Origin of the sequence: Streptomyces tricolor (assembly GCF_002155905.1) — a bacterium.
GTDB classification, from domain to species: Bacteria; Actinomycetota; Actinomycetes; order Streptomycetales; family Streptomycetaceae; genus Streptomyces; species Streptomyces tricolor.
This window is the reverse complement of record NZ_MUMF01000503.1, coordinates 1-15,336: the sequence shown is the minus strand read 5'-3', so window position 1 is coordinate 15,336 and position 15,336 is coordinate 1. Positions and strand designations below refer to the sequence as shown.

Below are 15,336 nucleotides of genomic sequence, written 5' to 3'. Positions count from 1 at the left end.
CAGGCGGTGGGCGACCGCGCGCGGGTTGGCGACACCGGGCAGCGGCAGCTTCTTCGGCAGCGAGGAGATCGGCTCGAAGTCGTCGCCGAGCGGGTGCCCCGGCAGCGCCTCCAGCTTCTTCATGATCGTCCGGCCGATGTGGCGGAACGTCGTCCACTTGCCGCCCGCGACGGACAGCATGCCGCCCTTGCCCTCGGTCACCACGGTCTCGCGCTTGGCCTTGGCGGTGTCGCCGGGGCCACCCGGCAGCACCCGCAGACCGGCGAACGCGTAGGTGATGAGGTCGCGCTGGAGCTGCTGGTCCCGGACGGAGAACGCGGCCTCGTCCAGGATCTGGGCTATGTCCTTCTCGTTGACCGCGACGTCCGCCGGGTCGCCCTCGAACTCCTCGTCGGTGGTGCCGAGCAGCAGCATGTCCTCCCAGGGGAGGGCGAAGGTGATGCGGTACTTGTCGATGGGGGTCGCGAGCGCGGCCTTCCAGGGGGAGGTGCGCTTCAGGACCAGGTGCGCGCCCTTGGACAGCCGGATGGACGGCGCCGCGTTCGGGTCCTCCATCTTGCGCAGGTGGTCGACCCAGGGGCCGGTCGCGTTCAGCACCAGGCGGGCGGTGACCCCGAACTCGTCGCCGGACAGCCGGTCCTTCAGCTCGGCGCCGGTGACCCGGCCCTTGGTGAAGCGCAGCCCGGTGACCTCGGCGTGGTTGAGGACGACCGCGCCCGCCTCGACGGCCGCGCGGACCGTCATCAGCGCCATGCGCGCGTCGTTCATCTGGTCGTCGCCGTACACGGCCACGGCCTTGAGGTTCTCGGTGCGCAGCTCGGGCACGTCCTGCGCCGCCTTGGCCGGCGAGAGCAGGTGGCCGACGCCGTCGCCGAACGCGGAGAGCGCGGAGTAGGCGAAGACGCCCGCGCCGAGCTTCGCCGCGCCGTGCGGCCCGCCCTTGTACACGGGGAGGTAGAAGGTGAGCGGGTTCGCCAGGTGGGGGGCCACCTGGCGGGAGACCGCACGGCGCTCGAAGTGGTTCTCCGCCACCAGCTTCACCGCGCCGGTCTGCAGGTAGCGCAGACCGCCGTGGAGCAGCTTGGAGGAGGCGGAGGAGGTGGCGCCGGCGAAGTCGCCGGCGTCGACCAGCGCCACCCTGAGCCCGGACTGCGCGGCGTGCCAGGCGGTGGAGATGCCCAGGATGCCGCCGCCGATCACAAGAAGGTCGTACGACGCCTTGGCGAGCTGCTCCCTGGTCTCGGCCCGGCTCGGGTTGGAGCCGGAGGCCGGGTGCGTCCCCAGGGCAGGCACGGACTGCAGGGTGGACTGACTGGTCATGTCGGGTACTTACTCCTCGTCAGACTGTCTGAGCCGGCTTGGGCCGCTCAGCTCTCGTCCTCGATCCAGCCCATGGTCCGGTCGACGGCCTTGAGCCAGTTCTTGTACTCACGGTCGCGGGTCTCCGCGTCCATCCGGGGGGTCCATTCGGCGGCCCGGCGCCAGTTGGCGCGCAGGTCGTCGGTGCTGGACCAGAAGCCGACGGCGAGACCGGCGGCGTAGGCGGCGCCGAGGCAGGTGGTCTCGGCGACCATCGGGCGCACCACGGGTGCGTCCAGGACGTCGGCGAGGGTCTGCATCAGCAGGTTGTTGGCGGTCATGCCGCCGTCGACCTTGAGGGTCACCAGCTCGTCGCCGGAGTCCTTGACCATGGCGTCGGCGATCTCCCGCGTCTGCCAGGCGGTGGCCTCAAGGACGGCGCGCGCGAGGTGCGCCTTGGTGACGTACCGGGTCAGGCCGGCGATCACACCGCGGGCGTCGGAGCGCCAGTGCGGGGCGAACAGGCCGGAGAAGGCCGGCACGAAGTAGGCTCCGCCGTTGTCCTCGACCGAGAGCGCGAGCGTCTCGATCTCGGCGGCGGTGGAGATCAGGCCCATCTGGTCGCGCATCCACTGCACCAGCGAGCCGGTGACGGCGATCGAGCCCTCCAGGGCGTACACCGTCGGCTGGTCACCGATCTTGTAGCCGACGGTGGTCAGCAGACCGGCGTAGGAGTTGATGATCTTGGAGCCGGTGTTCATCACCATGAACGTGCCGGTGCCGTAGGTCGACTTGGTCTCGCCCTCGGAGAAGCAGGTCTGGCCGAACAGGGCCGCCTGCTGGTCGCCGAGCGCGGAGGCGACCGGGATGCCGCCGAGCAGGTCGCCCAGCCTGCCGCCGGTGACCTCGCCGTAGACCTCGGCGGAGGACCGGATCTCGGGCAGGATCTGCAGCGGCACGCCGATCGACTCGGCGATCTTCTCGTCCCACTGCATGGTGTGCAGGTTCATGAGAAGGGTGCGGGAGGCGTTGGTGACGTCGGTGACGTGCTTGCCGCCGTTGACACCGCCGGTCAGGTTCCAGATGACCCAGGTGTCCATGGTGCCGAAGAGGATGTCGCCGGCCTCGGCGCGCTCCTTCAGGCCCTCGACGTTGTCGAGCAGCCAGCGGGCCTTGGGCCCGGCGAAGTAGGACGCGAGCGGCAGACCGGTCTCCCGGCGGAAGCGGTCCTGGCCGACGTTGCGGCCCAGCTCCCTGCAGAGCGCGTCGGTGCGGGTGTCCTGCCAGACGATGGCGTTGTGGACGGGCTCACCGGTGTTCTTGTCCCACAGCACGGTGGTCTCGCGCTGGTTGGTGATGCCGATGGCCTTGATGTCGTCGCGGGTGATGCCGGCCTTCTCGATGGCTCCGGCGACGACCTCCTGGACGTTGGTCCAGATCTCGTTCGCGTTGTGCTCGACCCAGCCCGGCTTCGGGAAGATCTGCTCGTGCTCCTTCTGGTCGACGGAGACGATACGGCCGTCCCGGTCGAAGACGATGCAGCGCGAGGAGGTCGTGCCCTGGTCGATCGCCGCGATGAAGGGGCCTGCGGTGTGGGCGTCGGTCACTGTGTGCTCCTGAAAGATCCGTGGTGATGGGGCTGTACGTACGGCGCGTGCTCGAAGACTCGGTGCGTGGCGCGAGCTTCTCAGGCGAAGGCGACGTTGTAGAGGCCTGCGCCGATGGCGCCGCCGATCAGCGGACCGACCACCGGGATCCAGGCGTAGCTCCAGTCGGAACCGCCCTTGTTGGGCAGCGGCAGCAGGGCGTGCACGATGCGCGGGCCCAGGTCGCGGGCCGGGTTGATCGCGTAGCCCGTCGGACCGCCGAGCGAGAGACCGATCGACACCACCACGAACGCGGTGATCAGACCGCCGAGGATGCCGAGGCCGTTGCCCTTGTCGTTCAGGCCCTGGGTGAGGACAGCGAGGATCAGCACGACGGTGCCGATGATCTCCGTGGCGAGGTTCTGCGCGACGTTCCGGATCTCCGGACCGGTGGAGAAGATGCCGAGGACCGGGCCGGCCCCCTTCTCCTGGGCCTCGACCGCCTTGGCCGAGGTGGCCTGCGCGCCCGGACCGCCGACGATCTCCTGGTCGGTCAGGTGCGCCTGGAACTGGCCGTAGTAGGCGACCCACACCAGGGCCGCGCCGATCATCGCGCCGAGCAGCTGGCCGGCGAAGTACGTCGGCACGTTGCTCCACTCGCCGTCCTTGACGGCGAGGGCGACGGTGACGGCCGGGTTGAGGTGAGCACCGGACAGCGGTCCGGAGATGTACACGGCCGTCATGACGGCGAAGCCCCACCCGAAGGCGATGGCGAGCCAGCCGGCGTTACGGGCCTTGGAGGCCTTCAGGGTCACGGCGGCGCAGACGCCGCCGCCGAGCAGGATGAGTATGGCGGTACCGATGGTCTCGCCGATGAAGATGTCGGAGCTGGACACCCGCGACTCCTTTGTCCTTCGTCCAGGGGTAGCCGAACCCCGGGTCCCTCCGGGGGTCTGGCGCCCTCGGGGGTGAGAGCGATGTGCTGGCCCTTGGCGTTGTCACACTCTAGCGCGTATTGCCGGTAGGTGTTCGACAATGCCGACCGATGGACGGGAGTCTTGTTCGGCGTTACGCGTGCGTCAAGAGTTCTGTTATCGAAAACAGGATCGTTATTGATCGCTGTCGGTTATCGACCTTCGTGTGCGGACGTACGATCTAGCCCTTTTGTCGCTTTTAGGGTAGGGCGAGGACCGGAACGCCGCCTGGCGTCCCGGTCGTTCCGCTGTCGTCAGCCGCCGGTCAGAACCGTCCGGCGCCCAGGTCCCGGGAGACCGCGCGGGCGCAGTCGCGCACCGCCGCGATCAGCTCCGGGCGCAGCTCGCCGTCCCGGCACAGCCGCTCCACAGCCCCGGTGATGCCGACCGCGCCCACCGGCATCCGGCGCCGGTCGTGGATGGGCGCGGCGATCGACGCCACGCCCTCCCAGGTCTCCTCCACGTCGGCCGCGTACCCACGCGCGCGCGTGAGGTCGAGGAGGTGCTCGAAGTCGGCGGGGTCGCACACCGTGCGGTCCGTGAAGGCCTTCCGCTCGGCGTCCAGCGCCTCGCTGTGCGCCACCGGGTCGTACGCCGAGAGCACCTTGCCCAGGGCCGTCGAGTGCAGCGGCTGCATGGCCCCGATCTCCAGCACCTGCCGGCTGTCGTCGGGCCGGAAGACGTGGTGCACGATCAGCACGCCCTGCTGGTGCAGGACCCCCAGGTGCACGCTCTCGCCGCTGGAGCGGGCCAGGTCGTCCGCCCACACCAGGGCCCGCGCGCGCAGTTCGTGCACGTCGAGATAGGTGGTGCCGAGACGCAGCAGCTCCGCGCCCAGCTGGTAGCGGCCGGAGGCGTCGTCCTGCTCCACGAACCCCTCCTGTTGGAGGGTGCGCAGGATTCCGTGGGCCGTGCCCTTGGCGAGGCCCAGTGAGGAGGCGATGTCCGAGAGGCCGAGCCGTCGCTCGCCGCCCGCGAGCAGCCGCAGCATCGCCGCCGCCCGTTCGAGCGACTGGATGTTCCGTGCCATCGCCGTTCTGCCTCCGTCCCTCGACTGCCCCCGGTGCGGAAAACCACCGTTCGGCAATGTCGAACACTACCGGTCCATGCCGACCTCTCGCTAATGGTCGGACGGGACCTGTTACATCACAGGTGACCCGGGCGTGGCATCAGGGTCACCGGCGTCCGCCTCGTGGACGCCTGTGCCCATCCAAGCCGACTCCCGGTTACTCTGGCGCCGTGCGGCAACCCCCGCCTGCCCGGGAAGCCGCATAGCCGACAGCCGTCGCATCCCAGGGAGCCCCTACATGGCCTCGTCGCCGACGTCCCCTTCCACCGACAGCCGGACCCGTGCGTCCGCGCTCCGCGAGGCGCTCGCCACCCGTGTGGTGGTCGCCGACGGAGCGATGGGCACGATGCTCCAGGCCCAGGAGCCGACCCTTGAGGACTTCGAGAACCTTGAGGGCTGCAACGAGATCCTCAACCTCACCCGCCCCGACATCGTCCGCTCCGTCCACGAGGCGTACTTCGCCGTGGGCGTCGACTGCGTCGAGACCAACACCTTCGGGGCCAACCACGCGGCCATGGCGGAGTACGACATCGCCGACCGCGTCCACGAGCTGTCCGAGGCCGGCGCCCGCATCGCCCGCGAGACCGCCGACGCGTTCTCCGCCCGCGACGGCCGCCCCCGCTGGGTCCTCGGCTCCATCGGCCCCGGCACCAAGCTGCCCACCCTCGGTCACGTCGGCTTCACCACCATCCGCGACGGCTTCCAGGCGAACGCCGAGGGCCTGCTCACCGGCGGCGCCGACGCCCTGATCGTGGAGACCACCCAGGACCTGTTGCAGACCAAGGCCTCCGTGCTGGGCGCCCGCCGCGCCATGGACAAGCTCGGCGTCGACGTCCCCCTGCTGGTCTCCATGGCCTTCGAGACCACCGGCACCATGCTGCTGGGCTCCGAGATCGGCGCCGCCCTCACCGCGCTGGAGCCGCTCGGCATCGACATGATCGGCCTGAACTGCTCGACCGGCCCGGCCGAGATGAGCGAGCACCTGCGCTACCTCACCCGGCACTCCCGCATCCCGCTGCTGTGCATGCCCAACGCCGGCCTGCCCGTCCTCACCAAGGACGGCGCCCACTTCCCGCTCGGCCCCGAGGGCCTGGCGGACGCCCAGGAGAACTTCGTACGCGACTACGGCCTCTCCCTCATCGGCGGCTGCTGCGGCACCACCCCCGAACACCTGCGCCAGGTCGTGGAGCGCGTGCACGGCCTCACCCCGCCCGAGCGCGACCCGCGTCCCGAGCCCGGCGCCGCCTCCCTCTACCAGTCCGTCCCGTTCCGGCAGGACACCTCCTACCTGGCCATCGGCGAGCGCACCAACGCCAACGGCTCCAAGAAGTTCCGCGAGGCCATGCTGGCGGGCCGCTGGGACGACTGCGTCGAGATGGCCCGGGAGCAGATCCGCGAGGGCGCGCACATGCTCGACCTGTGCGTCGACTACGTCGGCCGGGACGGCGTCGCGGACATGGAGGAGCTGGCCGGCCGCTTCGCCACCGCCTCCACCCTGCCGATCGTGCTGGACTCCACCGAGGTCGACGTCATCCGGGCCGGCCTGGAGAAGCTCGGCGGCCGTGCGGTGATCAACTCGGTGAACTACGAGGACGGCGACGGCCCCGACTCCCGGTTCGCGAAGGTCACCCAGCTGGCGCGCGAGCACGGGGCGGCGCTCATCGCGCTCACCATCGACGAGGAGGGCCAGGCCCGCACCCCGGAGAAGAAGGTCGAGATCGCCGAACGGCTGATCGCCGACCTCACCGGGAACTGGGGCATCCGCGAGGAGGACATCCTCATCGACACCCTGACCTTCACCATCTGCACCGGTCAGGAGGAGTCCCGCAAGGACGGCATCGCCACCATCGAGGCCATCCGCGAGCTGAAGAGGCGGCACCCCGCGGTGCAGACCACGCTGGGACTGTCGAACATCAGCTTCGGCCTCAACCCGGCCGCCCGCATCCTGCTGAACTCCGTCTTCCTCGACGAGTGCGTCAAGGCGGGCCTGGACTCCGCGATCGTCCACGCCTCCAAGATCCTGCCGATCGCCCGCTTCAGCGAGGAAGAGGTCCGGACCGCTCTCGACCTGATCTACGACCGCCGCGGCGAGGGCTACGACCCCCTCCAGAAGCTCATGCAGCTCTTCGAGGGCGCCACGGCGAAGTCCCTGAAGGCCGGCAAGGCCGAGGAACTGGCCGCGCTGCCCCTGGAGGAGCGGCTCAAGCGCCGGATCATCGACGGCGAGCGCAACGGCCTGGAAGCCGACCTGGACGCCGCCCTGCGGGACCGCCCGGCACTCGACATCGTCAACGAGACCCTGCTGGACGGCATGAAGGTCGTCGGCGAACTGTTCGGCTCCGGCCAGATGCAGCTGCCGTTCGTCCTCCAGTCCGCCGAGGTCATGAAGGCCGCCGTCGCCTACCTCGAACCGCACATGGAGAAGTCGGACGCCGAGGGCAAGGGCACGATCGTGCTGGCCACCGTGCGCGGCGACGTGCACGACATCGGCAAGAACCTGGTCGACATCATCCTGTCCAACAACGGCTACAACGTCGTCAACCTGGGCATCAAGCAGCCGGTCTCCGCGATCCTGGAGGCCGCCGAGGAGCACCGGGCCGATGTGATCGGCATGTCCGGGCTGCTGGTGAAGTCCACGGTGATCATGAAGGAGAACCTGGAGGAGCTGAACCAGCGCGGCCTCGCCGCCCGCTTCCCGGTCATCCTCGGCGGTGCCGCCCTGACCCGGGCCTACGTCGAGCAGGACCTGCACGAGATCTACCAGGGCGAGGTCCGCTACGCCCGCGACGCCTTCGAGGGCCTGCGCCTGATGGACGCCCTGATCGGCGTCAAGCGGGGCGTGCCCGGCGCCAAGCTGCCCGAGCTGCGGCAGCGCCGGGTCCGCCCGGCCGCCGCCGTCCCGGTGGCCGAGCGGCCCGAGGAGGGCCACGTCCGCTCCGACGTCGCCACCGACAACCCCGTGCCCACCCCGCCCTTCTGGGGCACCCGGGTGGTCAAGGGCATCCAGCTCAAGGAGTACGCGAGCTGGCTGGACGAGGGCGCGCTGTTCAAGGGCCAGTGGGGACTGAAGCAGGCCCGCACCGGCGAGGGACCCACCTACGAGGAACTGGTCGAGACCGAGGGCCGGCCCCGGCTGCGCGGCCTGCTCGACCGGCTCCAGACCGACAACCTGCTGGAGGCGGCCGTCGTCTACGGCTACTTCCGCTGCGTCTCCAAGGACGACGACCTGATCATCCTGGACGAGCAGGGCAACGAGCGCACCCGCTTCACCTTCCCGCGCCAGCGCCGCGGCCGGCGCCTGTGCCTGGCCGACTTCTTCCGCCCGGAGGAGTCCGGCGAGACCGACGTCGTCGGCCTCCAGGTCGTCACCGTCGGCTCCCGCATCGGCGAGGAGACGGCCAAGCTCTTCGAGACCAACGCCTACCGTGACTACCTGGAACTGCACGGCCTGTCCGTCCAGTTGGCCGAGGCCCTCGCCGAGTACTGGCACGCCCGCGTCCGCGCCGAACTCGGCTTCGCCGGCGAGGACCCGGCCGACATCCAGGACATGTTCGACCTGAAGTACCGCGGGGCCCGCTTCTCCCTCGGTTACGGCGCCTGCCCCGACCTGGAGGACCGCGCCAAGATCGCCGACCTGCTCCAGCCCGAGCGGATCGGCGTCCACCTGTCCGAGGAGTTCCAGCTGCACCCCGAGCAGTCCACGGACGCCATCGTGATCCACCACCCGGAGGCGAAGTACTTCAACGCTCGGTGACGCGTCCCGCACCCGGCACACTGAGACGCACGTCTTGCTCGGCACACGGAGACGCATGTCGTACTCGGCACACTGATCGGACACGTCGTACACTGGTCGGTCCACCGCAGGCCGGTTCCCCGCCGGGGAGCCGGCCTGGTCGTCCCTCAAGGAGGTGCGCCCGGATGACCAGCACGGTCCCCGCGCTCGGAACCAGAACGGCCGAAGGCTCCGCCCTGCAAGCGGTGCTCCTCGACATGGACGGCACCCTGGTCGACACCGAGGGCTTCTGGTGGGACGTCGAAGTGGAGGTCTTCGCCTCCCTCGGGCACACCCTGGACGAGACCTGGCGGCACGTCGTGGTCGGTGGCCCCATGACCCGCAGCGCCGGTTTCCTCATCGAGGCGACCGGCGCCGACATCACCCTCGCCGAACTCACCCTGCTCCTCAACGAGGGCTTCGAGCAGCGCATCGGCCGCGCCCTGCCGCTGATGCCGGGCGCCGCCCGGCTGCTCGCCGAGCTGTACGAGTCCGAGATCCCCACCGCCCTGGTCTCCGCCTCCCACCGGCGCATCATCGACCGGGTGCTGTCCGTGCTCGGCCCGCACCACTTCGCCCTCTCCATTGCCGGCGACGAGGTCTCCCGCACCAAGCCCTTCCCGGACCCGTACCTGCTCGCCGCCGCGGGACTCGGTGCGGATCCGGCCAGATGTGCCGTCGTCGAGGACACCGCCACCGGGGTCGCCGCGGCCGAGGCCGCGGGCTGCCGGGTGGTCGCCGTACCCTCCGTCGCGCCCATCGGCCCGGCCACGGGACGCACCGTCGTCTCCTCCCTGGAAGAGGTCGACCTGGCATTTCTCCGGGGCCTGATGACGGAAATGCGCTAGCTGTTCACCCAGCGTGCAATGGGGATTGGCCGCGCCGGACATATTCCCGGGGAAGTGCACCCGAGCGGAATTCGCGGCGTGCGGCCCGGCTGAATTCCGCTGACCGGCCGCACAGTTGGAAGTGTGACGTTCGCCACGCCGGAGCGGCTCGACAACGTTGGTCAAGTGTGCTGGACCACTCCGAGCAGGGGGAAACGGGGGCACGTTGTGTCCCGATTGAGGAGACGCTGCACTAATCATGCCGCTGTCGGGTTTTCGGTGTGTCCGCGGCCGGTTCCACTGCGTGATGGGGGATCAGCTCACGCGGCTGTGAACCGGGCTGCGAGCGCGGACTAATCTCATCGCGAGAACATCGCCGAGAACCCCTGTGATCCGCCGCACCACCCATGCATGCCGGATACAAGGACCCGAACAGCTCTGGAGAAACTCCCGCATGAACCGCAAGACTTTGGTGCTGCCGGCGGTGGCCGGCCTGCTCACCCCGGTTCTCGCCGCGTGCGGCGGCTCCGACAGCGGGAGCAAGAGCGGTGACGCCATCGTCGTCGGTACCACGGACCAGTTCACGGCCACCAAGGACGCCCCGGCGCCCCTCGACCCGGCCTACGCCTACGACGTCGGCACCTGGAACATCCTGCGCCAGTCCGTGCAGACGCTGATGGCGCAGCCCAAGGGTGAGGGCGAGCCCGTCCCGGAGGCCGCCGAGAGCTGCTCGTTCACCGACAGCGGCAGCGAGCGCTACGCCTGCAAGCTGCGCGAGGGCCTGACGTTCGCGAACGGTGACCCGGTGACCGCCGAGGACGTCAAGTACTCCATCGAGCGTGCGCTGCGCATCAACGCGGACAGCGGTGTCTCCGCCCTGCTGAACACCATCGACACCATCGAGACGCAGGGCGACCGCGAGGTCGTCTTCCACCTGAAGACGGCCGACGCCACCTTCCCGTACAAGCTGTCCACCCCGGTCGCGGGCATCGTCAACCCGAAGGACTACCAGAAGGACAAGCTCCGCGACGGCTTCGCCATCGACGGCTCCGGCCCGTACACCTTCGAGGCCGAGGTCGAGAACAACGCGATCGTCAGCGCCACCTTCACCAAGAACCCCTCCTACAAGGGCAGCGTGAAGGTGAACAACGACAAGGTCGAGCTGCGTGCCTTCGCCGACGCCGACGCCATGGGCACCGCGATCGACCACGGCGACATCGACGTCATGACCCGCACCATGTCGCCCGCGCAGATCCAGAAGCTGGACGGCGGCAGCGACGAGAAGGTCGACCTGGTCGACATGCCGGGCCTGGAGATCCGCTACCTGGCCTTCAACACCGACGCCTCCAGCGTCAAGTCCAAGGCCGTACGCCAGGCCATGGCCCAGATCATCAACCGCGGCGAGCTGGTCTCCAAGGTCTACGGCACCCAGGCCGAACCGCTGTACTCGCTGGTCCCCGCCACGGTCACCGGCCACTCCAACGCGTTCTTCAACAAGTACGGCAACCCCAGCGTCGACAAGGCGAAGGGCCTGCTGTCCAAGGCCGGCATCACCACCCCGGTGAAGCTGACCCTGCACTACACCACCGACCACTACGGCTCGGCCACCAAGCAGGAGTTCCAGGTCCTGCAGAAGCAGCTCAACGACAGCGGCCTGTTCGACGTCTCCATCGAGGGCCACCCCTGGGCGACCTTCCGGCCGGCCGAGCGCAAGGGCGAGTACGACGTCTACGGCATGGGCTGGTTCCCGGACTTCCCCGACGCCGACAACTTCCTCGCGCCCTTCCTGGACAAGAACAACTTCCTCGGCTCGCCGTACGCCAACGGCACCATCCAGCGTTCGCTGATCCCGCAGTCCCGCCGCGAGGCCGACCGGCTCGGTGCCTCCAAGAGCCTGACGGAGATCCAGGACATCGTCGCCGAGGACGTCCCGGTCCTGCCGCTGTGGCAGGGCAAGCAGTACGTCGCCGCACGGGACGACATCACGGGCGTGGCCTACGCCCTCAACTCCTCCTCGACGCTTCAGCTGTGGGAGCTGGGCCGCGGTGTGAGCGGCTGACGGCTCTCCGCATCCGGGGCCGAGCACCACACGGCCCCGTGCCCGGGTCCAGGGACGGCGGACCCGGGCTGACGAACCGACGACAAGGCACACATTCAAGTGAACATGCGCAACCAGTGGCCAGTCCTGCCCATCGTGGCGGGGCTGGCCTCCGGCCTGCTGACCGGCTGCGGCTCCGAGACCGGTGACTCCGGGGGCACCGGCTCCTCCGTGGTGGTGGGGATGTCCGACGACGTCCTCGCCACCGACCCGGCGGCCGGCTACGACCCCGGCTCCTGGCTGTTGTTCAACAACGTCTTCCAGTCGCTGCTCACCTTCCCCAAGGGCGCGACCGAACCCCAGCCCGAACTGGCGAAGCAGTGCGGCTTCACCGACACCCGGGCCATGGTCTACAAGTGCGAGCTGAAGGACGGCCTGAAGTTCAGCAACGGTGACGCCCTCACCTCCGCGGACGTGAAGTTCTCCTTCGACCGCATGCTGAAGATCAACGACCCCGCGGGTCCCGCGATCATGTTCCCGATGCTCGACAAGGTCGAGGCACCGGACGCGAAGACGGCCGTCTTCCACCTCAAGGTGCCCGACGCCACCTTCCCCAGCAAGATCGCCTCCGGCGCCGGCTCCATCGTGAACCACCGCCAGTACGACGCCGACGCCCTGCGCACCGACCACGAGGCCGTCGGTTCCGGCCCCTACAAGCTGGACTCCTTCGACAAGGACCAGGCCGTCTTCTCGGTCAACGAGCACTACACGGGCGCCGCCAAGCCCAGGAACTCCGGCGTCACCCTCAAGTTCTTCCACGGCGACCGGACCGCCCTGCGCACGTCCCTCCTCGACGGCGGCATCGACATCGCCTACCGAGGCCTGACCGCGGCCGACATCGCCGACCTCGACCAGCAGGCCGACAGCAAGGGCGTCGACGTCATCGAGGGCAGCAGCGCCGAGGTCCAGCACCTGGTCTTCAACATGAAGCACCCGGTGGCCGGCAAGCTCGGCGTCCGCAAGGCCATGGCCTACCTCATCGACCGCGACGCCCTGATCAAGGACGTGTACCAGGGCACCGCCACCCCGCTGTACTCGATCATCCCGGCGGGCATCGCGGGCCACAACACCGCGTTCTTCGACACCTACGGCGCCCGCCCCAGCCGGGACAAGGCCGCCGCCGCACTGCGCGCCGACGGCATCACCGGCAAGGTCAAGCTCACCCTGTGGTCCACGCCGTCCCGCTACGGCCCCGCCACCGACGAGGAACTGAAGGCCATCGCCGGCCAGCTCAACGCCAGCGGCCTGTTCGACGCCGACGTCCAGTCCGTCGCCTTCGACCAGTACGAGAAGGACATCGCGGCGGGCAAGTACGGCGTGTACGTGAAGGGCTGGGTGCCGGACTACCCGGACGCCGACAACTTCACCGCCCCGTTCTTCGGCAAGGGCAACGTGCTGGACAACAACTACGACAACCGCACCATCACCAAGTCCATCATCCCCGGCACCGCCGCACAGAGCGACCGCTCGGCGACCGACAAGGACTTCGGGAAGCTGCAGGACATCGTCGCCGACGAACTGCCCGTCCTGCCGGTCTGGCAGGCCAAGCAGTACGCGGTCGTCCGCGACGGCGTGTACGGCCTGGAGTACTGCCTGGACGCCTCCACGGTGTTCCGCTTCTGGGAACTCAGCAAGAGCTGACACCCGGGAACCCGGCAGGATCTGACACCGCACACCACGAAGGGCGCCCCTTCCCGCGGGGGAGGGGCGCCCTTCGCCGTCGTCCGCCGGCTACTGCGCGCCGGGACGCACCAGGCCGCTCTCGTACGCGTACACCGCCGCCTGCACCCGGTCTCTCAGGCCCAGCTTGGTGAGCACATGTCCCACGTGCGTCTTCACCGTCGTCTCGCTGACGAACAGATCGGCCGCGATCTCGGCGTTGGACAGCCCGCGCGCCACCAGCTTCAGCACCTCCACCTCACGGTCGGTGAGGGTGTGCAGGGTGTCCGGCACCGGCTCCTCGCCCGACGGCAGATGCGTGGCGTACTTGTCCAGCAGCCGCCGGGTGATGCTCGGCGCGAGCATCGCCTCGCCGGCCGCCACCACCCGGATCGCCTGCACCAGCTCGTTGGCCGGCGCGTCCTTGAGCAGGAAGCCGCTGGCCCCGGCGCGCAGCGCCTCCACCACGTACTCGTCCAGGTCGAACGTGGTCAGCACCAGCACCTTGGCCGGGCCGTCCCGGCCGGGCCCGGTGATCTGCCGGGTGGCCTCCACGCCGTCCATCCGCGGCATCCGGATGTCCATGAGCACGACATCCGGCTGCAGCGCTCGTACCTGGTCGAGGGCCTGGAGGCCGTCACCGGCCTCGCCGACGACCGCGAGGTCCTGCTCGGCCTCCAGGATCATCCGGAAACCGGTACGCAGCAGCGGCTGGTCGTCGACCAGTAGGACGCGGATGGCCACGTGACACTCCTTCGCTAGTCCGGCCCCAATTCTGCCCTGCCGGGATTTTCCGGTTCACACCGTCCCGGACTCCGCCGCCCGCACCGGCAGCGGATAGGGCGGGGGAGTGCCGCCGAACTCCGGGCAGTGCGCCCGGTGGTCGCACCAGCCGCACAACTTGGTCGGCCGGGGCCGCCAGTCACCGCTCTCCGTGGCCTGCCTGATGGCCTCCCACAGCGCGTGCAGCTTGCGCTCCACCCGCTCCAGGTCGGCGAGCACCGGGTCGTACGTCAGCACGTCCCCGCTGCCCAGGTACACCAGTTGCAGCCGGCGCGGGATCACCCGCTTCAGCCGCCAGACCACCAGGGCGTAGAACTTCATCTGGAACAGCGCGCCCTCGGCGTACTCCGGCCGGGGCGCCTTGCCCGTCTTGTAGTCGACGATCCGCACCTCGCCGGTCGGCGCCACGTCCACCCGGTCGATGATCCCGCGCAGCCGCAGGCCCGACTCCAGCTCCGCCTCCACGAACAGCTCGCGCTCGGCCGGCTCCAGCCGCGTCGGGTCCTCCAGCGTGAACCAGCGCTCCACGAGCCGCTCGGCCTCGGCGAGCCACCCGGCCAGCCGCTGCCCGTCCGGATCGTCCGCGAACAGCTCGGTCACCTCCGGGCGGCTCTCCCGCAGCCGGTCCCACTGCCCCGGGATCAGCGCCTTGGCCCGCGGCGCGGTCCGCTCCCCGGCGGGCGCGTCGAACAGCCGCTCCAGCACCGCGTGCACCAGCGTGCCCCGCGTCGCCGCCTCGCTCGGCTTCTCCGGCAGCCGGTCGATCACCCGGAATCGGTACAGCAACGGGCACTGCATGAAGTCACTGGCCCGGGAGGGCGACAGCGAGGTCGGCGGGAGAGCGCTCCGCTCCGCACCGCCGTCTCCCGCGGGTCCGCCCGAGCCGGGCGCACCGCTCTCACCGCGCTCGCCGCCACCGCACGCGACCGTCCCGGCCCCGCCCCGGCCGCCGCTCGTCCCGGCCACGCTCGCCGGACCGGCCTCGGGACCGGCCACGGGCTCTGCTGCCGGGTCTTCCGCCGGACCGGCGAGCGTGGCCGGGACGAGCGGCGGCCGGGGCGGGGCCGGGACGGTCGCGTGCGGTGGCGGCGAGCGCGGTGAGAGCGGTGCGCCCGGCTCGGGCGGACCCGCGGGAGACGGCGGTGCGGAGCGGAGCGCTCTCCCGCCGACCTCGCTGTCGCCCTCCCGGGCCAGTGACTTCATGCATTGCCCTTTGCTGTACCGATTCCGGGTGATCGACCGGCTGCCGGAGAAGCCGAGCGAGGCGGC

The 15,336-nt window shown here is 69.9% G+C and carries 10 protein-coding genes and 1 pseudogene; 5 read left to right on the top strand and 6 right to left on the bottom strand.

Translation table 11 applies throughout. The features are described from left to right. The 4 genes from CCN44_RS31575 to CCN44_RS31560 all read right to left on the bottom strand — a co-directional run. On the bottom strand, nucleotides 1-1,320 hold a 1,320-nt coding region (locus CCN44_RS31575; protein WP_086701495.1), incomplete at its 3' end, for a glycerol-3-phosphate dehydrogenase/oxidase. A gap of 47 nt (nucleotides 1,321-1,367) precedes the next feature. Further along, nucleotides 1,368-2,906, bottom strand: coding sequence for a glycerol kinase GlpK (glpK, locus tag CCN44_RS31570; RefSeq protein ID WP_086701492.1), 1,539 nt, complete (start codon nucleotides 2,904-2,906; stop codon nucleotides 1,368-1,370). 80 nt (nucleotides 2,907-2,986) lie between these two features. Further along, on the bottom strand, nucleotides 2,987-3,781 hold the full coding sequence (locus CCN44_RS31565; RefSeq protein ID WP_059248392.1) for an MIP/aquaporin family protein: 795 nt from the start codon (nucleotides 3,779-3,781) through the stop codon (nucleotides 2,987-2,989). Between the two features lie 343 nt (nucleotides 3,782-4,124). Continuing rightward, the gene (locus CCN44_RS31560; RefSeq protein WP_086701488.1) at nucleotides 4,125-4,889 is read right to left on the bottom strand and encodes an IclR family transcriptional regulator; all 765 of its coding nucleotides are present in this window, start codon (nucleotides 4,887-4,889) and stop codon (nucleotides 4,125-4,127) included. Between the two features lie 277 nt (nucleotides 4,890-5,166). Here CCN44_RS31560 and metH point away from each other — a divergent pair, with 277 nt between their 5' ends. The 4 genes from metH to CCN44_RS31540 all read left to right on the top strand — a co-directional run bounded on the left by metH (nucleotide 5,167) and on the right by CCN44_RS31540 (nucleotide 13,266). After that, a complete protein-coding gene (gene metH / locus CCN44_RS31555; RefSeq protein WP_059248390.1) occupies nucleotides 5,167-8,682 on the top strand; it encodes a methionine synthase in 3,516 nt (1,171 codons plus the stop codon). Between the two features lie 164 nt (nucleotides 8,683-8,846). Further along, nucleotides 8,847-9,548: an HAD family hydrolase gene (locus tag CCN44_RS31550; RefSeq protein ID WP_086701485.1), complete on the top strand. Its 702-nt coding sequence runs from the start codon at nucleotides 8,847-8,849 to the stop codon at nucleotides 9,546-9,548. 433 nt (nucleotides 9,549-9,981) lie between these two features. After that, a complete protein-coding gene (locus tag CCN44_RS31545; RefSeq protein ID WP_086701482.1) occupies nucleotides 9,982-11,586 on the top strand; it encodes an ABC transporter substrate-binding protein in 1,605 nt (534 codons plus the stop codon). Nucleotides 11,587-11,685: 99 nt separating this feature from the next. Continuing rightward, nucleotides 11,686-13,266, top strand: a complete 1,581-nt coding sequence (locus CCN44_RS31540; protein WP_059248387.1) for an ABC transporter substrate-binding protein — start codon at nucleotides 11,686-11,688, stop codon at nucleotides 13,264-13,266. 90 nt (nucleotides 13,267-13,356) lie between these two features. On the opposite strand, the gene CCN44_RS31535 is transcribed toward CCN44_RS31540, so the two are convergent. Together CCN44_RS31535 and CCN44_RS31530 are read right to left on the bottom strand one after the other, a co-directional pair. Continuing rightward, on the bottom strand, nucleotides 13,357-14,028 hold the full coding sequence (locus CCN44_RS31535; RefSeq protein ID WP_010045368.1) for a response regulator: 672 nt from the start codon (nucleotides 14,026-14,028) through the stop codon (nucleotides 13,357-13,359). A 54-nt stretch (nucleotides 14,029-14,082) separates the two neighbouring features. Further along, entirely contained in the window at nucleotides 14,083-15,033 is a 951-nt protein-coding gene (locus tag CCN44_RS31530) for a RecB family exonuclease (RefSeq protein ID WP_414820531.1), read from the bottom strand. Nucleotides 15,034-15,100: 67 nt separating this feature from the next. Between CCN44_RS31530 and CCN44_RS46695 the strand changes: the two are divergent. Continuing rightward, nucleotides 15,101-15,336: pseudogene (locus tag CCN44_RS46695) on the top strand (recombinase RecB); the annotation flags it as partial.

Coding starts and splice junctions, on each gene's coding strand:
- CCN44_RS31560 (WP_086701488.1), bottom strand. CDS start 4,889: ATGGCACGGAACATCCAGTCGCTCGAACGGGCGGCGGCGATGCTGCGG.
- CCN44_RS31545 (WP_086701482.1), top strand. CDS start 9,982: ATGAACCGCAAGACTTTGGTGCTGCCGGCGGTGGCCGGCCTGCTCACC.
- CCN44_RS31550 (WP_086701485.1), top strand. CDS start 8,847: ATGACCAGCACGGTCCCCGCGCTCGGAACCAGAACGGCCGAAGGCTCC.
- metH (WP_059248390.1), top strand. CDS start 5,167: ATGGCCTCGTCGCCGACGTCCCCTTCCACCGACAGCCGGACCCGTGCG.